This window comes from Kribbella qitaiheensis, from assembly GCF_014217565.1.
In the GTDB taxonomy this organism is placed as follows: Bacteria; Actinomycetota; Actinomycetes; order Propionibacteriales; family Kribbellaceae; genus Kribbella; species Kribbella qitaiheensis_A.
On record NZ_CP043661.1, the window covers coordinates 6,427,191 to 6,452,008 of the forward strand.

Sequence of the window (24,818 nt, forward strand, 5' to 3'; positions counted from 1 at the left end):
TCATGCACCTTCCTGCTGGCTGGCCGTCGTGCTGCCGCCGAGTCGTCGCAGCAGCAGGGCGAGCAACAGGCCCAGTACGACGAGAAGCACGGCGATCACGCTGGCAGGACCCATCAGGTTCGCCTGGAACCCGCGTTTGTACATGTCGAGTGCGAGCACGCGGGTGGCATCACCAGGTCCACCGGCGGTCAGCACGAAGATCAGGTCGAAGAAGGTCAGCGAGCCGACCACCATCAGCGTCGACGACGTGATGATCGTGTACTTGAGTTGCGGCACCGTGATGCTGAAGAACTGCCGGATCCGCCCGGCCCCGTCGATCGAGGCCGCCTCGTACATGGTGGTCGGGATCTGCCGGACGCCGCCTTGATAGATCAGCGAGTGGAACGGGATGAACTGCCAGGAGACGACGAAGATCACGACGCCGACAGCCAGATTGCCCTTGCCCAGCCAGTCCTGGCTCAGGAACTCCAGGTGCAGCCCGGCCCCCAGCCCGAAGTTCGGGTCGAGCAACGCCTTGTAGGTGATCGCGATCGCCGCCGAGCTGAGCAGCAGCGGAACGAAGTAGAGCACCGCCAGCAGCGCGCGGTACCGCTGGCGGCCCGGCCAGGAAGACCCCGAGCAGCAGGCTCAGCGGGGTCTGCACGGCCCACGAGAGGAACATGATCTCGAACGTCACCAGGACCGTGTGCGGCAGCGCGGGATCGCGAAGAACCGTGCTCCAGTTGGACAGACCGGCGGTGTGGATGTCACCGAGACCGTCCCACTGGGCAAAGCTGAGCAGCAGTACGCCGGCCAGCGGGACGACGCCGAACATGACGAACATGATCAGCGCCGGGACCACCATCCAGCCGACCGAGCCGCTCCGCCCGGCGCGCGAGGAGGAAGGCCGCAAGACAGCCGGTACGCCGGGGGGAGCGGCCGCCGTCACTTGCCGATCACCAGGTTCATGCTGTCCGCGAACTGCTGCGGCGAGATCGACAGCTGGAAGAGCTTCGCGATGTTGTCGAGCAGCGTCTCCGCGGCGGTCGGGCTGAGCGCCTGGTCCCAGGACTGGGCGAAGTTCTTCGCGCCGGACGAGGTCTCGTACACGAACTTCAGCCAGGCGGCGTCGTTCGGGTCCGTCACGCTAGCCAGCTTGTCCTTGGCGCTCTTGACCACCGGGATGTTGCCGGACTTGACCCAGGCGTCCACCGATGCGTCGTCCAGGGTGGAGGTGGACAGGAACTTCTTCGCGGTGTCCTTCTCGGCCTGGCTCGCCTTGGAGGAGATCGACAGGTATTGGCCCGGGTTGCCGACGGTGTCGCTCGGGTCGCCCTTGCCGCCGTCGACCGGCGGGAAGTTCATGTAGCCGAGATCGCCGCCGGTGACGAACTTGCCGCCGGCGCCCTTCATGCCGCCGTAGGTCCAGGCGCCGTGCACCATCATCGCGGCCTTGCCCGTGTAGAGCAGCGCCTGGTCGGCGTTGGAGTCCGCGGTGATCGAGGAGAAGCCCTTGATGAAGCCGTTCGCCTTGATCAGCTTCTGCATCTCGTCGAGGGCCTTGAGCGCCGACGGGTCGGACCAGGCCTTCGCCTGGCCGTCGAAGATGTTCTGGAACACCTCGCTGCCGCCGATCCGGTCGAACAGGAACTCCAGCCACATCATGTTGGTCCAGCGCGATTGTCCACCGAGGGAGAAGGGCGCGATCTTCTTCTCGTTGAACTTGGGGACCAGGTCCATGATGTCGCCCCACGACTGCGGTGGCTGCGCGCCGATCTGATCGAAGGCCTTCTTGTTGTAGAACAGGACGATCGGCGTGGTGGTCTCGACCGGCATGGCGTAGATCTTGCCGCCGACCGTGGCCGCGCCGAAGGCGGACGGGAAGATCGAGTTCTTCAGTTCGGCGTTCTCACCGAACCAGCCGGTCAGGTCCTCGACCTGGTTGGCGTCGACGTAGCTCTTCAGCCCGCCACCGCCCCAGCCCCAGATCAGCGTCGGGCCCTGGCCGGCGCCGATCGCCGTCTTGATCTTCTGCTTGAACGCGTCGTTCTGGAACTCGGTCTGCTTGATCTGGGTGCCCGAGTTCGCGTCGTTGAACCGCTTGACCTGCGCCTCCCGGATGGCCTGCTGGGGAGCGCCGGTGAGGGACCAATAGGTGGCCCCGGAACCGCTCGCGGTGCCGCCGGTCGAGCTGCCGGAACTTTTCGGGCCGGAGGTGCCGCAGGCCGCGAGCCCCGCGGCGACGGCGCCGCCGGCGGTCAGGCGGAGAAAGGTACGCCGGGATGTCGTCATGGGATCCACTGTGATCTCCGTACTCCGTGCCGAAGCACTAACCGGTTAAGAACTGCGATGTTTCGTAACGTAGGTTTCGAGCGTGTTGCTGTCAAGGTCTTGAACTCAGGACAATCACGAGTCAGAGTTACGATGCGGATACGCCGTATGAGCAGGGGAAACACAGCGTTGCTCTGGAGCCGCTCGGTATTCACAGCATGCACGCAAAGTCTCGAAATGTTTCGATACTTTCTTACTGCCTCGGCCGACAACTAGGGAGAATTTCGTGACGACCTCTGTTCCGCCGGTGATCCCGGACGAGCGTCCGTGGCAGAACGTCTCGCTGCCGGCCGAGAAGCGGGCCGACCTCCTGCTGGAGGCGATGACGCTCGCCGAGAAGGTCGCTCAACTCGGTAGTCGCTGGGCCGGTAACGACATGGCCGAGGCCGAACTGCCCTCCGACGAGCAGCTCAACGTCGCGCCGATGCAGGACGTCTTCGCGGCCGGCGGATCGGTCTCGCTCGAGGACGCGAGCCGGCACGGACTCGGCCACCTCACCCGGGTCTGGGGGAGTGTCCCGCTGACGGTCGAGGAGGGCGTGGCGGAGCTGGTCCGTCAGCACGAGGTCGTCCTCAAGGGATCGCGGCTGGGTGTCCCGGCGTTGGTTCACGAGGAGTGCTTGACGGGCTTCACGGCGTACGGCGCGACTGTCTACCCGACCGCGCTCGCGTGGGGTGCGACCTTCGATCCCGAGCTGGTGCGGCGGATGGCCGCGACGATCGGGCGCGACATGGCCGCTGTCGGTGTCCACCAAGGTCTGTCGCCGGTGCTCGACGTGGTCCGCGACTATCGCTGGGGCCGGGTCGAGGAGACGATGGGTGAGGATCCGTATCTCATCGCGATTCTCGGCTCGGCGTACGTGCGTGGTCTGCAGAGCGCCGGCGTCATCGCAACGCTGAAGCACTTCGCGGGCTACTCCGCCGCCCGCGGTGGGCGCAACCATGGGCCGGTGTCGATCGGGCGCCGCGAGCTGCTCGACATCATCCTGCCGACCTTCGAGACCGCGATCGCGACCGCCGGCGCGGATTCGGTGATGAGCTCGTACTCCGATGTGGACGGACTCCCGGCCGGTGCGGATCCGTGGTTGTTCACCGAGCTGCTTCGAGACCATTGGGGTTTCGAAGGCACCGTCGTCTCGGACTACTGGGCGGTCCCGTTCCTTGCCACCATGCATCGCGTCGCCGCCTCGACCGATGCCGCGGGCGCCCTTGCCCTGACCGCCGGAACCGACGTGGAGCTGCCCGACACGATCGGTTTCGGAGCGGGTCTGATCGAGCGGGTCGAGTCGGGGGAGCTGTCGGAGGACCTCGTCGATCGAGCGGCCCGACGCCTGCTTCTGCAGAAGATTCGGCTCGGCCTGCTCGATCAGGACTGGACCCCGGCCGGCTCCGTCGCCGACGGGGTGGACCTCGACTCGCCGGCGAACCGTGCTCTCGCTCGTGAATTGGCCGAACGCTCGATCGTCCTGCTCGACGCCGGTACCGCACTTCCGCTGCTCGGTGACGATCGCCCCGCGCTGCAACGGATTGCCGTCGTCGGGCCCTGTGCCGACGACCCGCGGACGTTCATGGGCTGCTACGCCTTCCCCAACCATGTCCTACCTCGCTATCCCGATCGCGACCTCGGCATCGAGGTCCTGTCCGCAGTAGATGCCCTGGGCAATGAGCTTCCGGGCGCTGAACTCCTGTACTCAAAAGGATGCCCGGTTCTCGGTGATGATCGATCGGGATTCTCCGAGGCTGTGGACAAAGCCCGTGACGCCGATCTCTGCATCGCCTACGTCGGTGACCTGTCCGGCCTGTTCGGGCACGGTTCGTCGGGCGAGGGATGCGACGCCGAGGACCTGCGCCTCCCCGGCGTACAGGCTGAATTGCTCGCACAACTCCTGGACACCGGTACGCCGGTGCTCGTGGTGGTCGTGTCCGGTAGGCCCTACGCGTTGGGCGACATCGCGGAGCGCGCGGCCGGCCTCGTCCAGGCCTTCATCCCTGGCCAGGAAGGCGGCGCTGCGATCGCGGGCGTGCTCAGTGGAAGGGTCGTGCCTGGCGGCAAGCTTCCGGTGCAGATCCCGCGCCACGTGGGCGGGCAGCCTGCGACCTACCTGCAGCCGCCGCTCGGCAGCGTGGAGAGTGCCGGGATCAGCGGTCTCGAGACCGTGCCGCTGTTCCCGTTCGGCTTCGGGTCGTCGTACACGACTTTCGAGGTCGGCGATCTGCGCCTCAGCGACACCGAGATCGCGACCGACGGCGAGTTCACCGCGACCGTCAGGGTTCGCAACACCGGTTCGCGGGCGGGCGACGAGGTCGTCCAGCTCTACCTGCACGACGTGGTGGCCCAGGTCGCCCGGCCGGTGAAGCTGCTGACCGGCTTTGCGCGGATATCGCTCGAGCCAGGCGCCGCGATGGACGTCACCTTCCACGTCCACGCCGACCGTACGGCGTACAGCGGGCCGGACCTTCGCCGCATCGTCGAGGCAGGCGACCTCGAAGTACTGGTGGGAACTTCGTCGGCTGATCTGCCGTGTCGCGCGAGCGTGCGGCTGACCGGAAATACGCGCGTCGTCGGACACGATCGTAGGATGATCACCCCTGTCGACCTGACGCCCATAACCCGAGAAGTGTGAGGAGGTGCCGCGCTTGACCGGCCGCCCAACGTTGGCCACCGTCGCCGCCTCGGCAGGGGTGTCGGTCGCGACGGTCTCCAAGGTGCTCAACGGACGCAGCGACGTCTCGGAGGCGACCCGCGCGCGGGTGCAGGACGTGCTCCGCGAACACGAGTACGTCGGGCGCCGGCCCGAGCCGGTCGAGCGGCAGACGGTCGAGCTGTTCTACCAGGGCTTCCTCAACAGCTATTCGGTCGAGGTGATCCAGGGCGTGGTCGAAGCCGCCCAGGCTGCCGATGTGGATGTGGTGGTGAGTTCCAGGCCGCCGCACCCGCAAGGGGGTGGTTCAGGGCGGGCACAGCCGTGGGTGCGCGCGATGGCGGCAACCGGGCGCCGTGCCGCGATCGGAATCACGTGTGAGCTGACGACCGCCGACCTGGCCGCGTTGTCGCGGGCGAGGCTGCCGCTTGTCGTCGTCGACCCGGTCAACATCGCGCAGCCGGACGTGACCAGCGTGGGCTCGACGAACTTCGCGGGCGGGATGGCGGCGACCCAGCACCTGCTGTCACTCGGCCACCGACGCATCGCGTACCTCGGCGGCCCACCGACGTCGGGCTGCAACCAGGCCCGGATGAACGGATTCCGCGGCGCGATGGAGGCAGCCGGCGCGCCGGTGCCCAAGGAATACGTGTGGCTGCGCGAGTTCCTGTACAACGACGGGCTGGCGGGCGGGGCGGCCCTGCTCGACCTACCGGAACCGCCGACCGCGATCTTCGCCGGCAGCGACGAGGTCGCCCTCGGCGCGATCGAAGCCGCTCGGGCGCGGGGGCTACGCGTTCCCGAGGAGCTCAGTGTGGTCGGCTTCGACGACACGCAGGTCGCCCGCCTCGCGTCGCCCCAACTGACGACCATCCGGCAGCCGCTGCGCGAGATGGGCGCTGTCGCGCTCCGGACCGCCCTTCAGCTCGCAGCCGGTGAGAAGGTCGACTCGCACCATGTCGAACTTGCCACCCGGCTGATCGTCCGGAGCTCGGCGAACGAACCTGCGTTGGAGTCTGTCGGCTCCTAGTGCGGCTGGTGGCGGCGGTAGCGGGCACGCGGGCCGCCGATCATGACGACCCAGAAGAGGATCCAGAAGACCCACGGCGCCGCGAAGGTGATGCTGGCGACGACCAGGCCCATCATCAGGATCGGTAGTAGCCAGAACAACGGCGGTGGGTTGAACCGCTGCGGACCAGGCCGCCCGGGGCGCCGGGCGACGGCGTACGCGAACTGTGGTTGCAGGGCGGCTTCCGGCCCGGGGAGGTCGGCGAACAGCGGCCCGAGGTCCTCGTCGTACCGGGCTCGCGTCGCCTGATCGCTGCGTTCCTCGAACTCCGTCTGGGTGATCCGGCCGGCCACGAAGTGTTCGCTGAGCGCGGCCACGGCTTGGTCGCGTTCGGCGTCGCCGATCCGGATCATGACCGGCCCCGGTCGTTCGGTCGGTCCGACGCGTCCGAGTCGTCCGGCTCGTCGTCGGCGAGGATCGAGTAGAGGGTGCGACGGAGCTCGGACAGGGCCTTGCGGGCCTTCTCCTGCTGGTCGGGGTTACCGGCGGCGAGGATCTGCCAGAGCGCGGCGCCGACCTGGCCGAGAAGCGGCTTCAGGCTGTTGTCGTCGTCGCCTTGTGGCGCGGCCATCGCTTCCCATGGCGCCGATACCTCGTCGGCGTGCTCGGCGACGTACGCACGGCCCTCGTCGGTGAGCGTGAACGTCCGGCGCCCGACCGCGGCATCCGCCGTCACCAGGCCTTCGTCCTCGAGTTGCTGCAGGGTCGGGTAGATAGAGCCTGGGCTGGGCTTCCAGGCGCCGCCACTGCGCTCGGCGACCTCCTGGATGATCTGGTAGCCGTTCATGGGCTGCTCAGCCAGTACTGCGAGGATCGCGGCCCGCACGTCGCCGCGGCGAGCCTTCGGCCCACGCCCCCAGTTGCGCTGTCCACCCCAGCCCGGGCCTGGACCTGGACCGAAGCCAGGGCCGCCGCCGAACATGGCGCCCCATTGCCCGAACGGGTGCTGCCCGGCGAACGCGCTGTGTCCGCGCCGCCCGCCGCTCATCGCGGCGAACCATTCCCTCTTGATGTCGTCGACGAACGAACAATGCTGTGCCATCCGCTGCCAGGGCCACCCGGCCGCGTACGTCGATCCGGTCATGCTGGACCACCGTTCCCTCAGGAGCTGTTCCGATACGTCGACGATATATCGCGAACCAATCGCAACCAAGGAATCAGCCGGTCGAATCTCCTGTCGAGTACGTGTTGCCGGCTCCGACGTTGCAGGTGACAACGCGACCGAGGAGATCCTGATGAGAGCCGATCAGCTTTTGCGGACGTACGTGACGCTCACGGTGGTGTCGACGGGGGCCTCGTCGATGATCTGGGGGATCAATACGTTGTTCCTGCTCGATGCCGGGCTGAGTGTCGGCGAGGCATTTGCGGCGAATGCGTTCTTCACGGCGGGGATGGTGCTGTTCGAGGTGCCGACCGGAGTCGTCGCCGATACGGTCGGCCGGCGCGCGTCGTACCTGCTCGGTGCAGCGACTCTCTCCGGATCGACGCTGCTCTACCTGTTGTTGTGGCAGACGGGTGCGCCGTTCGCAGCGTGGGCGGGTTCGTCGATCCTGCTCGGGCTGGGGTTCACCTTCTTCAGCGGTGCCACGGAGGCCTGGCTGGTCGACGGTCTGGCCGCTACCGGGTACACAGGCTCGCTCGAGTCGGCGTTCGCCAAGGGCCAGATCGCGAGTGGTATCGCGATGATGGTCGGCACGATCGCGGGCGGCGTACTGGCTCAATCGACCAACCTCGGCGTTCCGTACCTCGTCCGGGCGGTGCTGCTCGGGGTCACCTTCGTGGTGGCTTGGCGGTCGATGTACGACGTCGGCTTCGTGCCGAAACCGCGGGTCTCGATCGGCTCCGAGATGCGCGGCATCGTGCGGTCGTCGCTGGATCACGGTCTGCGGAACCCACCCGTGCGCTGGCTGATGCTCGCCGCGCCTTTCAGTATGGGCGTGAGTGGATACGGCTTCTACGCCGCTCAGCCCTACCTGCTCCAGTTGTACGGCAGCCGCGACTCGTACGCCGTCGCCGGCTTCGCTGCCGCGTTGATAGCAGCAGCGCAGATCATCGGCGGAGCTTCGGCGCCCTTGGTGGCTCGTGCATTCAGACGCCGTACCTCGGTATTGCTCATCACCTCGATCGGCACGGCGGCCGTGCTCGCGCTGATGGGATTGGTCCACAACTTCTGGGCAGTGCTGGCACTGCTGGCGGTTTGGGGGATCATGTTCGCCGCCACCGGGCCGGTGCGGCAGGCGTACCTCAACGCGCTGATCCCTTCGGCGCAGCGGGCCACTGTTTTGTCGTCGGACAATCTGCTGGCGTCCGCCGGAGGCGTGGTCATCCAGCCGGGTCTCGGCAGGGCCGCGGATGCTTGGAGCTACGGACCGTCCTACCTGATCGGTGCCGGCGTTCAGTTGTTCGTCCTGCCATTCATCCTGATGGCCCGGGCCGAACGCGCCAGTGCCGAAGCCCCGGCCGACAGCAAACCCGCGCCCGAGCGCATCGCCGTACCGGCCTAGTGCCCCGAGTCCGAAGTTCTTTGACATGGACCGGCGCCCAGGCAAGCACCCCGATGCACGCACCTGGGCACCGCCCACTGTCAAACAACTTCGAACTCGGGGCACTAGTTGCTAACGGCAACTGTCAGAGATCCTCGGGGGAAGGCAGTGGCTTCTTGCGTTCGGTCTGGACCTGGATCTCGAGGTGCGACGCAGCGGCGGTCGGGTGCCACATCTCGTCGAAAGGTCCCGTCATCGAGCCGCTGATCCCACGCCGCCGGGCGCGAGCCGCCGCCTTCGCGAGCAGACCGAGAAACCCCGTAACCACTACCAGGCTGGCGAAAAGCATCCAGATACCGTTGATTGCCACCACCCCCTTTGCTGCGGAACGCTGAGCTCCGGCCGGTCGTTCCCGCGACTGTCGCGGCCTCGTTGAAAGCGTCCGATCCGGACCCTGCTTTGACGCAGGGCTTTGATTCGCGGCAGAAGAATTTGGGTCCGGAGCTGGACCGGAAAGGCAGCTCTGACGTACCCTGCAAGGATGCATATGAGTGAATTGGGCAAACAACTCATTCCAACCATATCACTTGAATCCGAAGAGTACAAATCGCCACATGCGGGGAGCTGGCGACTGGGGGACCTGACGGTCCGCCGGATCGGATTCGGTGCGAAGCGGCTCGGCGGAGGCGAGGGCGACGCCAACGCCGCCGAGCAGGTGAGAAGCCTGCTTAGGCGGGCTGTTGACCTCGGCGTCAACCACATCGACACCGCCGCCTTTTACCCGACCTTCGGACACCTCGGCGAGAAGCATGACTTCACCGGCCTGAACTGGGCCAACGACGCCATCGGGCAAGCTCTCGCCCCATACTCCAGCGACTTGGTCATCGCGACCAAGGTGGGCCCTACCGAAACCGGCCTCGCGAAGCCGGATCAGCTGCGCGGGCTGGTCGAGGAGAACCTGCGCCAACTCAGGCTGGACTGCCTGGACCTGGTGTATCTGCGCCAAACCGGCTTGGAGTCCGTCGCCGAGCACTTCGGAGTACTGGCTTCGCTCCGTGAGGCCGGGATGATCCGGAACCTGGGGCTGTCCAACGTGCGTTCGGAACACCTTTCGCAAGCTCAGGAGATCGCGCCCGTGGTCGCAGTACAGAACCGGTACGGCGTCGACTTCGGTCGTGTCAACGACGCGATGCTGACGTCGTGCGGCGAACAGGGCATCGCCTTCGTTCCGTTCTTCGCCCTGACCGGCGTTGGTCGAGAGGCCGGCGGAGTCAACCATTCCGACCAGGTCCGAACCATCGCAGACAACCACGGCGCGACACCCGCCCAGATCCGGATCGCCTGGACCCTCGCCCAGGGTCCCCACGTCCTCGCCATCCCAGGCACGGGAAACCCGGACCACCTCACCGAGAACGTCGCCGCCGGCACGATCCAGCTCACCGCCGATGAGTTGGCCATCCTGAATGCTCTGCCCAGCATCGACTAGCAAACCACTTCCCGGCATACGCTGGGATGAAGAGTAGGGACGACGGGAAGGGATCGGGTATGGATCCCCTTCCCTTCGTCGACGGGCGCGCGGGTCTGGCGTTCACGATCGCGGTCGGGCTCTTCGTCGTACTGCAGGCGGGTTCTACCCTGGTGGCAGCCGTACGGCGGGGGAGGTCGCGGGCGAGCCACGTCCGGATGGATCGCGGCACCTTGCCGCTGGTGATCCTGTTCGTTGCCGCCGGATTCATCGGCGCCGCGCAAAGCGCTGGCCGGGTCGGAGGCGCGACGATCGCGCTAGTGCCCTGTTTCTGAAGTTCGCTGGATAAGTTGGTCTCGGGTGTTTTGTCCTGTGCCGCATTGGCGGTAGCGGCTTCGGCTGCGTGGCAGTAGTCCTTCGCCCGCCGGGATCGGGTGGGAGTTCGTTCGCCGTCGGGGCACCGGGGTCTGGTGGGGTTGGTCAAGTGCGCGGAGCGTGATTGGGCGGGTCGGCTGGCTCCGAGGCTGTGTGTGTCTGGGATGCTCGCTGTTGCCTGCGGTGTGGGCGTCTTTGTGCATCGGCTGAGTGTTCCGGGCCGATCGCGTGCTCAGGGCGTGCACAAGGGCGCGGAACGCCCGCGTCGGTTGCCGGCCTCTGTGCATCCGCTGAGCGTTTTCCGCGGGTGGAATACTCAGCCGGTGCACAAAGACGCCCGCACTTGGGGCGTCGGGGTTGGCTGCCATCGGTGCGGCCTCAGACACCTTCCGGGGAGCGGGGGGGGCCGGGGGCCGGGGAAGGCCTCGTCCCCCGCGCCCGGCATGGTGTCAGACTTATCCAGCGAACTTCAGAAGCAGGACACTAGGTCATCCCGCCGTCCGATGGACGGTCTTTGCCCTAGGCATCGTCATGATCCTCGTCGGAGCCGCTCTGAGACTCTGGGCGATCGTCACCCTGGGCAGGTGGTTCACGTACGACGTACGCGTGACCGCTGGTCAGCCGGTCGTTCAGTCCGGTCCCTATCGGTGGATTCGGCACCCGAGTTACACCGGGATCGTGCTCCTTCTCCTTGGCGTCGGCCTCACCTTGGGGAACTGGCTCTCGTTGCTGCTGATCGCCTCCCTGCCCACCATCGGCCTCGTTGTCCGCATCCGCGTGGAGGAGGCTGCCCTCCTCGCCAGACTCGGCGCACCCTACGAGCGGTACGCCGCCACCAGGCGCCGTCTGGTCCCCGGCATCTGGTGATCAGCTCAGGACGGACGAGCCAGGTAGGCCGTTTTGGCATCGGCCGAGAAACCACAGGCGCGGTAGAAGGCGTGCGTCGCTGGTGTGCGTGAGCCAGTCATCAACATCGCCTTGTAGCAACCGGCATCCCAGGCGGCTGCGAGCGTGCCGGCCATCGCCTGCTTACCCAATCCCGTGCCCCGCCGGGACTTCTCCACGACGACGTTCTCGATCACGGCGTACGGCGAAGCTGAGCGGGTGAGATTCGGGATCACGTTCAAGTAGGTCGTGGCGACGGCCGCACCGTCCTCCTCGAGCAAGAAGATCCGCAGTCCGGGGGTGGCGAGGATCTGCTCGAAGGCCGCCGCGTCGGACCCGTCCAGCAGGACTGGATCGCCCGGATGCAGCTGACGGTAGAGACGGACGATGTCGTCGAAGTCCTCAAGCCGCGCCTCTCGGAACATGTCCCGAACCCTATCGGGGCTCGGCATCGCCCAGCTCGGCCGACTTCGCGGCGACGATCGCTGCGATTTCGATGGCTCGTTTGGTGAGGGGTGACTGGGTGCGTCCGGCTCGCCAGAGCAGATAGATCTCGCGTTGTGGTGGCGCGGGGCGGAGCTCGTGAATGGACAGGGCCGGGTCGACGGCGGCGCTGCCTAGGACGAGCCGGGGGAGTACGGCGGAGCCCAGGCCCGAACGGACCATCGCCAGGACAGCTTCGTTGCCGGCGGCGCGAAACACGATCTGGGGCTGGACGTCGTTGTGGGCGAACATCTGCTCCACACGGGGCTGGTCGCAGGTCGGCGGCCAGGCCACCATCGGTGCGCGGTGGAGGCTGCTGAGCTGGACCGGGCCCGCCGGGAAGGCGCCGCGCGGGGCGACGAGGACGTACGGATCGTCGAGGAGTTTGAGATGTTCGATGTCGCCGCCCTCGAGCCGGCTGTCGTGGAACATCAGGTCCACTTTGTCGACCGGCGGGGAATCGGATTCGTCCTCCGATAGCCGGATGTCGCAGCCGGGGTGCTCCTCGCGCAACTGGCGGATGACGAGCGGCAGCAGCACGTTGGAGACACTTTGGAAGGTGCCGATGTCGATGCGCCCGTCGCCGGCCTTGAATCGTTCGACCGCGACGGTCATCGCCTGGCTCCTGTCCAGCAGGTCCCGGCCATGGGAGAGCACGACCGAGCCGAGCGGAGTGAGCCGTACCGGTTTCGGTCCACCGGGCCGGTCGAACACCGTGCCGCCGACGACCCTTTCCAGTACGGCGATGTGCTGGCTCACCGTCGATTGGGTGTATCCGAGCCGGGCGGCCGCCCGGCCGAACGACCCCTCGTCATCGATCGCGGCCATGGTCGCCAGATGACGTAACTCAACCTCGGACATGCGTCGACGGTATATCGGATCCTGCGATCGGATCAATCGAAACCAATCGCTTTTCCCAATGCAGTCGTAGGCCTAGGGTCGAAGCCATGACCGGAGAACACGAGAGCCGCCCGTTCGACTACGACGCCGAGCTGCGTCGCTATCACCAACGGCTGCAGGCGGCCGCGGCGGTCGGACCCGATGACCACGTGCTCGACATCGGCTGCGGCACCGGGCTCACCACCCGCGAAGCCGCTAGCGCAGCCGTTCGAGGAAGTGCGGTAGGAGTCGACATCTCCGCCGAGAGGTTGGCGACTGCCCGCCGGCTCAGCAAGCTGGACGGCCTCCGCAACATCCACTTCGAACAGGCCGACGCGCAGACTCACCCTTTTCAAGCTGATCTCTTCTCCGTCGCCGTCGGTCGCTTCGGCACGATGTTCTTCAGCGACCCACAAACCGCCTTCACCAACATCGCCCGGGCGCTGCGCCCCGGAGCACGATTTGTCCAGTTGGTGTGGCAGGACAGCAAGCACCAGGACTGGTACGCCGTGTTCCGCCAGACCCTCGCAACAGGACGCACCTTGCCCGGACGCGGCGGCGCCTTCTCCCTAGCCGACCCAGCAACCGCGGAACATCTCCTCACAACCGCCGGCTTCACCAACATCCAGATCACCGACACCCGCGAGCCCGTGTACTGGGGGCCAACCCCCGAAGCCGCCCTCGCCGCCGCACACAGCCTCGGCATGACCCAAGACCTCCTCGCAGACCTCACCCCACCCCAACGCGACGAGGCCCTCCAGCATCTTCACGCCAGCGTCGCCGCCCACCACACCCCCGACGGCGTCTGGTTCAACTCCCGAGCCTGGCTGATCACCGCCCACCGCCGGTGAGGACGGGCATGAAGACCAACTGCCGCTTGCCGCAGCGAGAGGGAGGTGCTCTCGACGGTGATGATCGTGCCATTGCCCACGGCAACTACTGCGCCTGTGTGAACACTGTCGCGCAGGCGCTGATTCAGTCCGTGCGACCCTTCAGCCGACGGCTGACCGCGCGCTCGACCTCCCGGCCCGCCTCCCGCTCGGCGAGCGCGTGCCGCTTGTCCCAGTTCTTCTTGCCACGGCCCAGGGCGATCTCGACCTTCGCGCGACCGTCCTTGAAGTAGAGAGTCAACGGGACGATCGTCAGCTCGCTCTCGTTGACCTTGCGCTCGATCTTGTCGATCTGGGCACGATGCAGCAGCAGCTTCCGCTTGCGGCGTGAGCCGCCGTCGAACCAGCGGGCCTGCGAGTACTGCGGGATATGCACGCCGTGCAGCCAGATCTCCCGGTCCTCCACAATGGCGAAGCCTCCGACCAGAGACGCCCGCCCGGCCCGGAGCCCCTTCACCTCCATCCCCTGCAACACGATCCCCGCCTCCCAAGACTCACCCAACTGATATTCATGGGCAGCCTTACGATTGCGCGCGACCACAGGGTCGACCTCAGCCTTCTTCACACGCTGATTCTGCCCCGCCACCCCGACCTCCGACCCAACCGAGGCCGAGCCGAGTTGCACGGGTGACCTGCGGGTTTGGTTGGCGCGCCCGGCAGGATTCGAACCTGCGACCCACAGATTAGAAGTCTGTCGCTCTATCCAGCTGAGCTACGGGCGCATTGCCGGGCGCTGGGCCGCGGCAGGATCAGAGTCTCTCAGATCCGGGGGCGATCGTGCTTGTAGGTTAGGGGGTGGGTCGGTGGAACCGGGCGCCGGGCGGGCGTGCGTAGTACAGGAAAGATCGGGAAATGTGGGTTGGGGCGGGCACGGGGAGTGAGATGTACCGGATGTCGTTCCATCCCGGTAACGCTGAGTGGGCTGTTCTGCCACCTTGAGCGCTCTACAACTAGGCTGCGGGCATGAGTTACCCCTCAGGAGGCCCGGCCGAGTCGCCACAAGCGGCGGCAGGGCCGACTTACCCGCCCGGTGGCCCCCAACCGCAGCCGAACGTGCTCGGGACCCATCCGGTCCCCGGTCAGCGGCGGAATCAGGGTGTCCTGATCGGTGTCGTGATCGCCGTGGTGTTCGCCGTCGCCGGGCTGCTGATCTTCGGGATCGTGGCCAGGTCGACCGGCCTCGGTGGGTTCGCCTGGGGTCTTCTGTTCGCGTTCGTGCCGGTCGTACCGGTGATCGCGCTCTACCTGTGGCTCGACCGGTACGAGCCGGAGCCGGCCAAGACCATTCTGTTCGCGTTCTGCTGGGGTGCGTTCATCGCGACCCTGGCCGCGATCTTCATCAACACCCGGGTCGCCGACCTGTTGCATGAGGCGCATAGCGGCGGGAACAGGTCGGCCGTGTTCGTCGCGCCGGTCGTCGAGGAGTTCGCCAAGGGGTCCGTGATCCTGCTGCTGGCGCTTGTCCGGCGGAAGGAGTTCGACGGGATCATCGACGGGCTCGTGTACGCCGGGATGGTGGGCGTCGGCTTCGCCTTCACCGAGAACATCCTGTACATCGGCCGCATCTTCGACGAGCTCTCCAAGGAGTCCGGGAGCGCCGCCGGTTTGCGGGGCGCGTTCCTGCTGTTCCTCTTGCGCTGCCTGGCGACACCGTTCGCGCACCCACTCTTCACGTCGTTCACAGCGATAGGTATCGGCGTCGCGGTCCGACATCGCAGTACTGCGGTGCGCTACCTGGCCCCGATCGTCGGATACCTGACCGCAGTACTGGCTCACGGGCTGTGGAACGCCGGTGCGGGCTGGGGCCGGCGGTGGCGGCTTCATCGCCGTCTACCTGGTGCTGATGGTCCCGATCTTCATCGCGATGGTTGCCTTCGCCCTCGTGATGCGGTCCCGCGAGGGGCAGATGATCGCGTCCCGGCTGTACGACTATGTGCGGTTCGGCTGGCTCATCCCGCAGGACGTGCCGCTGATCGCCACCTTGCGCGGTCGCAAGGCGCTCAGGCAGAACGCCAAGCGGTACGGCTCGCAGGCGGAAGCCGCGGCCAAGGCGTTCCAGCACAACGCCACCGAGCTGGCGTACCTGCGGGACAAGATTGTCCGCCAGGTGATCGGCCCGGACGCGCTGGAGACCGAGAAGCAGCTGCTGGACGAGCTCCGGACCCGGCGGGCGAGTGTGCCGTTCCCGCCGATGCCGGCGTTCGCCCAGGCGGTGCCGCAGGGGGTCGTTGGGTACGGCGGTCCGGGTGGTCCTGGTCCTGGTCAGGGTGGTCCTGGGCCCGGGGGGCCTGGTCCGGGCACCGGTGGATATCCGTCAGGGCCGGGGGGATATCAACCCGCCCAGCAGGTTTATCCGACGGGCCAACCCGGCTACCCTGCGACCCAGCCCGGTTACCCACAGGGACCCCCTGGGGCACAAGGATCGCCGGGAGGATACGGTCCGTATCCACCGTCGCAGTGAATGCCACCCGTCCACGCCGCCAAACGGGATCAAGATGACTTTGCTTCTGCGCTGTCCGACCGGGCACTCTGTGCTCGTGGGCGGAAGCCGTGGCTGACACCAGGTCAGCAGCAGGCGAGGGTTCGGAGCCGAAAGCTCCGGCCCAGGTCGAGCCTGCCCACGATCTGGCGAAGTTGATCGCCGAGTCGGATGCCAAGAGCAAGGGCTTCTGGCGCCGCCTACGCAAACCGAAGGCCGGTACTACGTCCGCCACGCCCCCGTCGGCCGAGCCGGCAGACGCGACCGCGCCGCCGAAGCCTGACGTCGACGAGGCGAAGGGTGCCGTCGACGAACTGAAGCCGGCTGTCGACGATGCGAAGCCGGTAGAGGCGTCGGGGTCGAGCGCGGAGCCTGGTACGGACAAGACCGACCCGACAGCCCCGGACGCAGGTACTGCCGCTGCTGAGTCGAAGGCTGGAGCAGAGCCCGAGGCCGACTCGAAGCCGGAAGCCGAGGCCGCCGACGCAAACGCACCGGCGAAGTCGAGCCAGGAGTCCGGCGCTGAATCTGCGGCGAGGCCTGAGCACGCGGTTGACGCCGGAGCTGAAGCGGAGTCGGACCAGGAATCTGGAGCCGAAGGTGTCGCGAAGCCCGCGGTGGAGTCTGGCGCTGAAGCTGCCGTGAAGTCGCAGCAGGACGCTGATGCTGAGGCGGAAGGGTCTGACGCCGCTGCCCCGAAGTCGGGGCAGGAGCCTGAAGCCGGAACTGGCGCGAAGACTGAGCTGGATGCTGACGTGCAGGGGTCCGACGCAGAGGCGGGGGCCGGCCAGGCGTCTGGCTCGAAGTCGGCTGCGGCGGATGTCGAGGCTGGATCTGGGTCTGGGTCTGAGTCAAAGGCTGGATCGGAATCGGCTGAAATGCCTGACGTGAAGTCTGGTGTGGAGTCGGGGGAGTCTGCCGAGGTAGTGGCGGGAGGCAACGACTCTGAGAGTGGCGGGTCTGCTGGCGAGGGCGCCGGGGCTGAGGCGTCTGCTGGTGACGTTTCGGCGGAGACGGCCGCGAGCGAGGGTTCCGTTGGGGACAGCGCTGGCGAGAGGGCTTCTGCTGAAGAGTCTGCTGGAGTAGTTGCCTCGGACGGCTTGGTTGCCGAAGGTGAGTCGGTCGAGCTTGAGGACGAGCCGCGGCCGACTGTCGGTGTGGTGTACGAGCCGGACGAGTCGCCTGATGGGTTCCCGCTGGAGTTCGGCGACATCATCATCGGGCTGCCGAAGCCGCCCGAGCCGCAGAAGAGAAACGCCAAGCACACTCCTGACGACTCCCCGAGTTCCGCCCAGCCGGGCAGCGAGGCAGAGCCCGAGAAATTCGGTGCGGACGCCGATCTCGCCGAGGCGGAGGCCGAGCAGGCGGAGATCAACCAGGCCGCGAACGAGCAGGCTGACCCGGCACCGGAAGCTGCCGACGCAGAGCCTGAGGCAGCCGAGGCCGACGCCCAGCATGAATCGGCTGAGATGACGGCCGACGCTGCTGAGGTTGAGGCTGACGAAACAGCGCCGGAGGGTGCGGAGGTCAAGTCCGAGACGGTCGAGGCAGAAGGCGAGCACACCGAGGCGGAGGCCGAGCAGGCCCAACCGACGGCTGACGGCGCCGAGGTGGAGGCAGAGCGCGCCGGAGACGCGGCTGAGGCCGAGGTCGGCGGCATGGAGTCCGAGGACGCTGACGCGGCGTCTGAGGGCCCGGGGGCGGAGTCTGGGCGGGACGAGGCTGAGCCGGAGAAGGCTGAGGCGGAAGTTGAGCGTGTGGAGCCGGAAGGTGCGGCGGCCGCGGATTCAGCTGATGCAGGCGAGTCTGAGTCGGACGACGACTCGGCGCCAGAAGGTGCTGTGGCTGAGCAGGGTGCAGAGCATGAGCAGGTAGACGGCTCGGCTTCGGAAGACGGCGAGCAGGCGTCAGAGGCCGGCGCGGAGGATGGCGCCGCTGACGAGGACCCTGTCGGCGAGAGCGAGAGCGAGAGCGGGACCGCGGTCGAGGGTGAGTCTGCTGGCGAAGTCGCAGCGACCGCAGAAGCTGGGTCGGCGGGAGAAGGTAACCCGGCCGCGGAGGGTAACCCGGGTGCTGAAGGTGAGAAGGGCGCTGAAGGCGGGTCGGTTGCCGAGGGGGCACTGGCTGGCGGAGGTTCCGTAGTACCGGGTGGTGAGGCGGCGGGGGCCAGCGAAGGCGTGGCTACTGCAGAAGCTGGGTCGAGCGAGGACACGGCTGCCGAAGCTGGGTCTGGCGAGGACGCGGCTGCCGAAGCTGGGTCTGGCGAGGACGCGGCTGCCGAGACTGAGTTCAGCGAGGATGCGGCAGAGGCGGCGGGGAGGGCGGCTGCTGAGCAAGCCGCTATGGCGTTGATTACTGCGTTGATGCGGTTGCGGGGGGCTCTTGCTAGTAGCAAGTTGCCGATTGATGTGGTTGGAGCCGATGAGGCTCGGCAGCAGCAGAAGGCGATGCTGGATCAGCTGGACGACTACATTTTGCCGCGGCTGGTGCAGCTCGAGGCGCCGGTGCTTGCAGTTGTCGGTGGGTCGACCGGGGCCGGCAAGTCGACCCTGGTGAACTCCCTGATCGGTCAGGTCGTCAGCGAGCCTGGCGTACTGCGGCCGACTACGCGTTCCCCTGTGCTGATCCACAACCCGGTCGATGCCGAGTGGTTCACCGGCGATCGGGTGCTGCCCGGGATGGCTCGTTCCAGCGGTGAGAAGCCGGGCGGGACGGAGGACCCAGGCCAGATCCGTTTGGTCGCCGCCGACACCGTTCCGCAGGGGCTGGCGATCCTCGACGCACCCGACATCGACTCGGTGGTCGAGGCGAACCGCGAGCTCGCGACGCAGTTGCTCGCGGCTGCCGACCTCTGGCTGTTCGTGACCACCGCCGCGCGGTACGCCGATGCTGTCCCGTGGGAGTTCCTGCAGAGCGCGTCAGATCGCAGTACGGCGGTAGCCGTCGTGCTGGACCGTGCTCCGGCCGACACGATCGACGACATCACCGGTCACCTCGCGCAGATGCTGCTCGAGCGCGGTCTGGGTGACTCGCCGCTGTTCAGCATCAAGGAGACCGTTGTCGACGGCAACGGCATGCTGCCGGCCGAGACGGTTGCCTCGATCAAGGACTGGCTGGTCGACCTGGCTGCTGACGCCGAGGGCCGGTCGGCCGTAGTGCGGCGTACTCTGCACGGCGCCGTCACGGCGATGACGAAGAAGACGCCCGCGTTCGCGACCGCAGTACGGGCTCAGGCTGACACCGTGGTCGAGCTGCGCTCCAACGCTGAGACGGCGTACGAGCGCTCGGTCAAGGACATCGCGAAGGCGACTCAGGACGGCACGATGCTGCGCGGTGAGGTGCTTGCCCGCTGGCAGGAGTTCGTCGGCACAGGTGAGTTGCTGAAGGGCCTGCAGACCAACGTAGGCCGACTGCGCGACAAGGTCCGTACTGCGGTGGTCGGCAAGCCGCCGCCGACGCGTGACCTGAACGATGCGGTCGAGTCCGGCCTGGAGTCGCTGCTGCGCGAGCACGCTGAAGCAGCGGCCGAGCGGGCCGAGGAGTCCTGGCAGTCGTTGGCCGCTGGACGCCAGTTGCTCGCAGCGGGGGACAAGGACATGGGTCGCATGTCCAAGGAGTTCCCTGCAGCCGCTAGCCGCGCAGTACGGGACTGGCAGGGCTACGTGCTCGACCTGGTCCGCAAGGAAGGCGCAGACAAGCGGTCCACCGCCCGGCTCCTGGCGTACGGCGTCAACGGCCTCGGCCTGGCGCTGATGATCGTCATCTTCGCCAGTACCGCGGGAGTGACCGGCGCCGAGATCGGCCTGGGAGCTGGTACCGCTGTGGTCGGGCAGAAGCTGCTGGAGGCCGTCTTCGGCGACCAAGCGGTTCGGAGCCTGGCCGCGAAGGCCCGCGACGATCTTGACGGTAGGGTTCATGCGTTGATGGATGCCGAATTCGCCCGGTACCTGGCAGTGCTCGACCAGCATCCGGTCGATCCCGATGCACCCAGGCGACTGACTGAGGCCGCGCGCGCGGTGGAGGACTGCACGTGACGGGAATTGTGGATACGGTCAAGGGCCTGGTGAGGGGCTCTACCGATGTCCTGACGAAGATCGAGGCACTCGAGGACGCCGCGGCAGCCGGTCAAGGCCGGCTGGACCCCGTCGTACTGAGTGAGGCCTCGCAGATCGTGGACCGGGCCAGCCAACGGCTCCGGATGTCCGGCGACCTCACCGTGGTGGCTCTGGCCGGTGCGACCGGTTCTGGGAAGTCGTCGTTGTTCAACGCGCTCACCGGGCTCGACCTGGCAGCGATCGGTACGCGACGGCCGACCAGCTCGATGCCACTGGCCTGTGTGTGGGGCGAGGAGCCTGCCGGTGAGCTGCTGAACTGGCTGGGGATCCCGCGACGTCACCAGGTCTCGCACCGCAGCTCACTCGAAGACGCGCTGTCGGAGGACCTCGACGGCCTGGTGCTGCTGGACCTGCCGGACCATGACTCCACCGAGGTAGAGCACCGGCTGATCGTGGACCGCCTGGTCGAGCTGGTCGACGTACTGGTGTGGGTGGTTGATCCGCAGAAGTACGCGGACGCCGCACTGCACAACCGCTACATCAAGCCGTTCGCGTCGCACTCGTCAGTGATGGTGTTCGCGCTGAACCACGCCGACAAGCTGACCGACGAGCAGCGCAAAAGCTGTGTGGGCGACCTGACCCGACTGCTGAAGTCGGACGGGCTGAAGTCGCCATCGATCGTTGCCACCTCTGCAGTGAGCGGTACCGGCCCTGGACGACCTGCGCACGCTGCTGGTCAAGCGGGTCAACGCCAAGCGCGCGGCGCGTGAGCGGCTAGCCGCGGACGTCGACCGGGTGTCCGACCGGATGGCGAGCCAGTGTGGCAACGCCAAGACGCCGGAGATCGCCAGGTCCGATATCGCCGAGCTGATCGAAGCACTGTCCGATGCCTCTGGTGTTCCGGTGGTTGTCGAGGCTGTTCGCCGGTCGTACCTGCAGCGGGCTCGTGCGGCGACCGGCTGGCCGGTCACCAAGTGGCTCGGGCGGTTCAAGCCGGACCCGCTGCGGCGGCTCCACCTGGACCAGAGCACCAAGCAGCAGGGCAAGGCGGCGCGGAAGTCCGCCTCCAACGAGGTGTCGATCGCTCGGTCCTCGTTGCCTGCGGCAACACCCGTGCAGCGCGCCCGGATGGACACAGCGGTCCGCAACATCACCACCAAGGCCGCGGACGGGCTGTCTCGCCCGTGGGCCGATTCAGTCCGTACGGCGATTCGCCGGCGGGAGGAGTCGCTCGGGGATGAGCTGGACCAGGCAGTAGCTCGTACTGACCTCGGATCGAACAACAGTCCGGGGTGGTGGACCGCAGCCCGGTTCCTGCAGTGGCTGCTGTTCTTGGTGGCACTGGGTGGTGCTGTGTGGCTGGCACTCGTCGGGTTCCTGCAGATCGGTGACCTGGTGCTGCCGAGGTGGGAGAGCATCCCGTACGCGACGATCATGTTGGTCGGTGGCGTCGTGCTCGGTGTGGCCGTCTCCATCGCCTGCAGGCTCTTCGCCAGCAGCGGAGCGAGCCGCCGCGCCCGGCTGGTAGCGAAGGCTCTCCGTACCGAGCTGGAAAAGGTTGCCGACAGCCACGTTGTCGCACCGGCACGCGAGGAACTCAACGCCTACAGCCTCTGCCGCGACAAACTGGCCATCGCCCGCCGGTAACAGTACGCCCGCGCGGTACGGCGGATCAGTCGTGGGTGCCGCCTGCCTGGTTTGAGTTCGTCGGTGGTCGGTTGAACCACCGCTGGATGAAGTTGGTTATCCCCAGTTGCGAATTCGCCGGCCGGAGTGGGCGGTGCCGGGTGCATCTTCTCTGTCGACAGGACTTCTGCGACTGAAAGGAAGGTGACCGGCGTGAGCGTCAACGAGACCACTGTGACCGTGCTCGGCTGGGTCGGCGGAGACGTCGACTATCGGGAGGTGTCGGGCGGCGTCGGGGTGGCGAACTTCCGGGTCGGTACGACGCCGCGGCACTTCGACAAGACCGTCGGCGGCTGGGTCGACCGGCCGACCACCTGGTTCCAGGTCGAATGCTGGCGGGGCCTGGCCGAGCATGTGCGCCAATCGGTCCAGCGCGGCCATCCGGTGCTCGTCACCGGCCGGCTGAAGACGACCGAATGGGACGATGGGGAAGGGGGCAAGAGGACCAAGACCGTGATCGATGCCTTCTCCGTCGGTCACGACCTCGCCCGCGGCACCGCTGCCTTCACCAAGGCGGCGCGACGGCCTTATCGCACCGAAACCAGCTCCCTCGACGAGGACCCGACGGAGTTCCCGGAAGAACCCACGCCGGACTTCTCCACCACCGATTCCACTGACCCCTACGAGTCTGTGCCGAAGGCGGCCTGACTCTCCCTTTGCCCCGAGCTACTGGCGGTGGCGCTGTTGGTGGGTGCCGCGAGCTACTGGTGGTCGGCGGCGTCAGTGGGTGCCGCGAGGTGCTGGCGGTGGCGCCGGCCGGCGGCAGCCGGAGTACCGGCGCCGCCACCGCCGTCGCCCTGCGCGCAGGTATGGGCGTCATCCTCACCCACCACAACAATCCTGATCGGCGGCGGACGTCGTCGGCAGGATCGCCGAACAGGGTGGTACGGCGGTGGCCCTGCGCCTCGACGTCGGCGCCCTGGAGCACGGCTTCACTACGATCCGCGCTACTACGCCGCCAACGTCCTCGACCCGGACGGCCACAGTCTCGAATTCGTCTACCAGAGCTGGCAGCACTGGCCGGGCGTGGACGTCGGTTGGGTCCGGGTGGGGGTGTGGACATAGGCTCTGGGGTATGGCGGAATTCATCTACACCCTTCGCAACGTCCGGAAAGCGCACGGCGACAAGGTCGTTCTCGACAACGTCACGCTGAACTTCCTGACCGGGGCGAAGATCGGCGTGGTCGGGCCGAACGGCACCGGCAAGTCCTCGTTGTTCAAGATCATGGCCGGGCTGGACCAGCCCTCCAACGGTGAGGGCAGGCTGGCCGAGGGCGCGACGGTGGGGATCCTGCTGCAGGAGCCTCCGCTGACCGAGGGCAAGACGGTGCTGGAGAACGTCGAGGAAGGCGTCGGCGACACCAAGGCGAAGCTGGATCGCTTCAACGAGATCTCCGCCGAGCTCGCGGATCCGGACGCCGACTACGACACGCTGCTGGCCGAGATGGGTGACCTGCAGACCGAGCTGGACCACCGCAACGCCTGGGATGTGGACGCGCAGCTCGAGCAGGCGATGGACGCACTGCGTTGCCCGCCGGCCGACGCGATCGTGGACACGCTGTCCGGTGGTGAGCGCCGCCGGGTGGCACTGTGCAAGCTGCTTCTGCAGCAGCCCGACCTGCTGCTGCTCGACGAGCCCACCAACCACCTCGACGCCGAGTCGGTGCTGTGGCTCGAGCAGCACCTGCAGAAGTACCCGGGCGCCGTCCTGGCGATCACCCACGACCGGTACTTCCTGGACAACGTGGCCGAGTGGATCCTGGAAATGGACCGCGGCAAGACGTACGGGTACGAGGGCAACTACTCGAAGTACCTGGAGACCAAGCAGCAGCGGCTGGTCGTCGAAGGCGCGAAGGACGCGAAGCGCGCGAAGATCCTGGAACGCGAGCTCGAGTGGGTCCGGTCGAACGCGAAGGCGCGGCAGACCAAGAGCAAGTCCCGGCTGGCCCGGTACGAGGAGCTCGCGACCGAGGCCGAGCGGTCCAAGAAGCTGGACATCGACGAGATCAACATCCCGGCCGGCCCGCGCCTGGGCAGCACCGTTCTCGAGGTCAGCAAGCTGGAGAAGGGCTTCGGCGATCGCAAGCTGATCGACGGCCTGAGCTTCTCGCTGCCACGGGCCGGCATCGTCGGCATCGTCGGTCCGAACGGCGTCGGCAAGTCGACGCTGTTCCGGATGATCGTCGGCGAGGAGACCCCGGACAAGGGTTCGCTGCGGCTCGGCGAGACGGTCCGGATCTCGTACGTCGACCAGTCGCGCGGCGGCCTGGAGCCGAAGAAGACGGTCTGGCAGCAGGTGTCGGACGAGCTCGACTACATCAAGGTCGCCAACTTCGAGATGCCGAGCCGCGCGTATGTGGCGTCGTTCGGGTTCAAGGGCCCGGACCAGCAGAAGCCGACCGGCGTACTGTCCGGCGGTGAGCGGAACCGGCTGAACCTGGCCCTGACGCTGAAGATGGGCGGCAACCTGCTGCTCCTCGACGAACCGACCAACGACCTGGACGTCGAGACCCTGCAGTCGCTCGAGGACGCGCTGCTGGAGTTCCCGGGCTGCGCTGTGGTGATCTCCCACGACCGGTGGTTCCTCGACCGCGTCGCGACCCACATCCTCGCCTGGGAAGGTACCGACGATGACCCGTCGAACTGGTTCTGGTTCGAGGGCAACTTCGCCGCCTACGAGGCGAACAAGGTAGAGCGCCTAGGCGCCGAAGCCGCCCGCCCCCACCGAGTCACCTACCGCAAACTCACCCGCGACTGATCGACCTCGTCCGACCCCAGGCTGGATTGCCTGGGGTCGATCAAGTTTTGAGCTTGCCGAGGGCATCCTGCAAGGCGGAGCCGATCGCGTCCTGGCTGGCCTTGTTGACCGGCAGCAGGCCGAGCAGGGCCGGCAGGAGCAGGCTCAGCTGGATGGTGAACAGACTGTCCGGATCGATCCCCGGCAGGTAACCGACCGCGAACGCGGCGACGACCAGGATCAGCGGCACGACCGATCGGCCGAGCCATCGCTTCACGGTCAGGCGCGGCTTGGCATCGCCGACGGCCTCGAACGAAGCCCACGAGTCGCTGCAAAGCTCGATGGTCTGCCGCCGCACGGTCGCGATCAATTCGTCGTACT

23 protein-coding genes, 1 tRNA gene and 1 pseudogene are annotated in these 24,818 nt (G+C 67.1%); 14 read left to right on the forward strand and 11 right to left on the reverse strand.

The genetic code is table 11. The features are described from left to right. Both F1D05_RS41225 and F1D05_RS30705 read right to left on the reverse strand, forming a co-directional pair. The gene (locus tag F1D05_RS41225) at positions 1-570 is read right to left on the reverse strand and encodes a carbohydrate ABC transporter permease (protein WP_246486103.1); all 570 of its coding nucleotides are present in this window, start codon (positions 568-570) and stop codon (positions 1-3) included. Between the two features lie 354 nt (positions 571-924). Further along, on the reverse strand, positions 925-2,271 hold the full coding sequence (locus tag F1D05_RS30705) for an extracellular solute-binding protein (RefSeq protein WP_185443876.1): 1,347 nt from the start codon (positions 2,269-2,271) through the stop codon (positions 925-927). A 265-nt stretch (positions 2,272-2,536) separates the two neighbouring features. Here F1D05_RS30705 and F1D05_RS30710 point away from each other — a divergent pair, with 265 nt between their 5' ends. Continuing rightward, entirely contained in the window at positions 2,537-4,933 is a 2,397-nt protein-coding gene (locus F1D05_RS30710) for a glycoside hydrolase family 3 N-terminal domain-containing protein (RefSeq protein WP_206685896.1), read from the forward strand. 4 nt (positions 4,934-4,937) lie between these two features. After that, positions 4,938-5,981: a LacI family DNA-binding transcriptional regulator gene (locus F1D05_RS30715; RefSeq protein ID WP_185443877.1), complete on the forward strand. Its 1,044-nt coding sequence runs from the start codon at positions 4,938-4,940 to the stop codon at positions 5,979-5,981. Here F1D05_RS30715 and F1D05_RS30720 read toward each other — a convergent pair. Together F1D05_RS30720 and F1D05_RS30725 are read right to left on the reverse strand one after the other, a co-directional pair. Continuing rightward, positions 5,978-6,373, reverse strand: a complete 396-nt coding sequence (locus F1D05_RS30720; protein ID WP_185443878.1) for a DUF1707 SHOCT-like domain-containing protein — start codon at positions 6,371-6,373, stop codon at positions 5,978-5,980. The genes F1D05_RS30715 and F1D05_RS30720 overlap by 4 nt on opposite strands. Next, positions 6,370-7,104 carry a PadR family transcriptional regulator gene (locus F1D05_RS30725; RefSeq protein WP_185443879.1) on the reverse strand — a complete coding sequence of 245 codons (735 nt, stop codon included), beginning with the start codon at positions 7,102-7,104 and terminating at the stop codon, positions 6,370-6,372. The genes F1D05_RS30720 and F1D05_RS30725 overlap by 4 nt, the downstream gene beginning before the upstream one ends. A 151-nt stretch (positions 7,105-7,255) precedes the next feature. On the opposite strand from F1D05_RS30725, the gene F1D05_RS30730 reads away from it, so the two are divergent. Next, positions 7,256-8,524, forward strand: a complete 1,269-nt coding sequence (locus tag F1D05_RS30730) for an MFS transporter (protein ID WP_185443880.1) — start codon at positions 7,256-7,258, stop codon at positions 8,522-8,524. A gap of 124 nt (positions 8,525-8,648) precedes the next feature. Here F1D05_RS30730 and F1D05_RS30735 read toward each other — a convergent pair whose 3' ends face one another. Further along, positions 8,649-8,852 carry a hypothetical protein gene (locus F1D05_RS30735; RefSeq protein WP_185443881.1) on the reverse strand — a complete coding sequence of 68 codons (204 nt, stop codon included), beginning with the start codon at positions 8,850-8,852 and terminating at the stop codon, positions 8,649-8,651. A gap of 198 nt (positions 8,853-9,050) precedes the next feature. On the opposite strand from F1D05_RS30735, the gene F1D05_RS30740 reads away from it, so the two are divergent. From F1D05_RS30740 to F1D05_RS30750, 3 genes are all read left to right on the forward strand, one after another. After that, positions 9,051-9,989, forward strand: a complete 939-nt coding sequence (locus F1D05_RS30740; RefSeq protein WP_246486104.1) for an aldo/keto reductase — start codon at positions 9,051-9,053, stop codon at positions 9,987-9,989. A gap of 59 nt (positions 9,990-10,048) precedes the next feature. Then, a complete protein-coding gene (locus tag F1D05_RS30745; RefSeq protein ID WP_185443883.1) occupies positions 10,049-10,303 on the forward strand; it encodes a hypothetical protein in 255 nt (84 codons plus the stop codon). 397 nt (positions 10,304-10,700) lie between these two features. Next, the gene (locus F1D05_RS30750) at positions 10,701-11,210 is read left to right on the forward strand and encodes a methyltransferase family protein (protein WP_281388796.1); all 510 of its coding nucleotides are present in this window, start codon (positions 10,701-10,703) and stop codon (positions 11,208-11,210) included. A gap of 5 nt (positions 11,211-11,215) precedes the next feature. On the opposite strand, the gene F1D05_RS30755 is transcribed toward F1D05_RS30750, so the two are convergent. Both F1D05_RS30755 and F1D05_RS30760 read right to left on the reverse strand, forming a co-directional pair. Next, positions 11,216-11,653 (reverse strand): GNAT family N-acetyltransferase, encoded by a 438-nt coding sequence (locus F1D05_RS30755; protein WP_185443885.1) that lies wholly within the window; start codon positions 11,651-11,653, stop codon positions 11,216-11,218. A gap of 10 nt (positions 11,654-11,663) precedes the next feature. Continuing rightward, on the reverse strand, positions 11,664-12,572 hold the full coding sequence (locus tag F1D05_RS30760) for a LysR family transcriptional regulator (protein WP_185443886.1): 909 nt from the start codon (positions 12,570-12,572) through the stop codon (positions 11,664-11,666). 86 nt (positions 12,573-12,658) lie between these two features. Here F1D05_RS30760 and F1D05_RS30765 point away from each other — a divergent pair, with 86 nt between their 5' ends. Continuing rightward, positions 12,659-13,441 (forward strand): class I SAM-dependent methyltransferase, encoded by a 783-nt coding sequence (locus F1D05_RS30765; RefSeq protein WP_185443887.1) that lies wholly within the window; start codon positions 12,659-12,661, stop codon positions 13,439-13,441. 124 nt (positions 13,442-13,565) lie between these two features. Here F1D05_RS30765 and smpB read toward each other — a convergent pair whose 3' ends face one another. Together smpB and F1D05_RS30775 are read right to left on the reverse strand one after the other, a co-directional pair. Next, complete coding sequence (gene smpB / locus F1D05_RS30770) at positions 13,566-14,045, reverse strand: SsrA-binding protein SmpB (protein WP_185443888.1); 480 nt, start codon at positions 14,043-14,045, stop codon at positions 13,566-13,568. An 80-nt stretch (positions 14,046-14,125) separates the two neighbouring features. Beyond that, positions 14,126-14,202 (reverse strand) — tRNA-Arg (locus tag F1D05_RS30775). Positions 14,203-14,443: 241 nt separating this feature from the next. Between F1D05_RS30775 and F1D05_RS41230 the strand changes: the two are divergent. The 6 genes and pseudogenes from F1D05_RS41230 to F1D05_RS30795 form a co-directional block, all read left to right on the forward strand. Beyond that, positions 14,444-15,223, forward strand: a pseudogene (locus tag F1D05_RS41230) (PrsW family intramembrane metalloprotease); the annotation flags it as partial. Between the two features lie 49 nt (positions 15,224-15,272). Further along, complete coding sequence (locus F1D05_RS41235; RefSeq protein WP_246486978.1) at positions 15,273-15,941, forward strand: hypothetical protein; 669 nt, start codon at positions 15,273-15,275, stop codon at positions 15,939-15,941. 89 nt (positions 15,942-16,030) lie between these two features. Further along, a complete protein-coding gene (locus F1D05_RS41240; protein WP_246486105.1) occupies positions 16,031-19,993 on the forward strand; it encodes a dynamin family protein in 3,963 nt (1,320 codons plus the stop codon). After that, a complete protein-coding gene (locus F1D05_RS41245; RefSeq protein ID WP_246486106.1) occupies positions 19,990-20,784 on the forward strand; it encodes a GTPase in 795 nt (264 codons plus the stop codon). The genes F1D05_RS41240 and F1D05_RS41245 overlap by 4 nt, the downstream gene beginning before the upstream one ends. 37 nt (positions 20,785-20,821) lie before the next feature. Next, the gene (locus F1D05_RS41250) at positions 20,822-21,661 is read left to right on the forward strand and encodes a hypothetical protein (protein ID WP_246486107.1); all 840 of its coding nucleotides are present in this window, start codon (positions 20,822-20,824) and stop codon (positions 21,659-21,661) included. 192 nt (positions 21,662-21,853) lie between these two features. Beyond that, entirely contained in the window at positions 21,854-22,348 is a 495-nt protein-coding gene (locus tag F1D05_RS30795) for a single-stranded DNA-binding protein (protein ID WP_185443889.1), read from the forward strand. 53 nt (positions 22,349-22,401) lie between these two features. Here the strand turns inward: F1D05_RS30795 and F1D05_RS42305 are convergent, their stop codons facing one another. Continuing rightward, positions 22,402-22,530, reverse strand: coding sequence for a hypothetical protein (locus tag F1D05_RS42305; RefSeq protein ID WP_281388797.1), 129 nt, complete (start codon positions 22,528-22,530; stop codon positions 22,402-22,404). A gap of 245 nt (positions 22,531-22,775) precedes the next feature. On the opposite strand from F1D05_RS42305, the gene ettA reads away from it, so the two are divergent. Beyond that, positions 22,776-24,458 carry an energy-dependent translational throttle protein EttA gene (ettA, locus tag F1D05_RS30800; RefSeq protein ID WP_185443890.1) on the forward strand — a complete coding sequence of 561 codons (1,683 nt, stop codon included), beginning with the start codon at positions 22,776-22,778 and terminating at the stop codon, positions 24,456-24,458. Between the two features lie 40 nt (positions 24,459-24,498). Here ettA and F1D05_RS30805 read toward each other — a convergent pair whose 3' ends face one another. Further along, positions 24,499-24,807 carry a hypothetical protein gene (locus F1D05_RS30805; protein WP_185443891.1) on the reverse strand — a complete coding sequence of 103 codons (309 nt, stop codon included), beginning with the start codon at positions 24,805-24,807 and terminating at the stop codon, positions 24,499-24,501. Positions 24,808-24,818 lie beyond the last annotated feature (11 nt).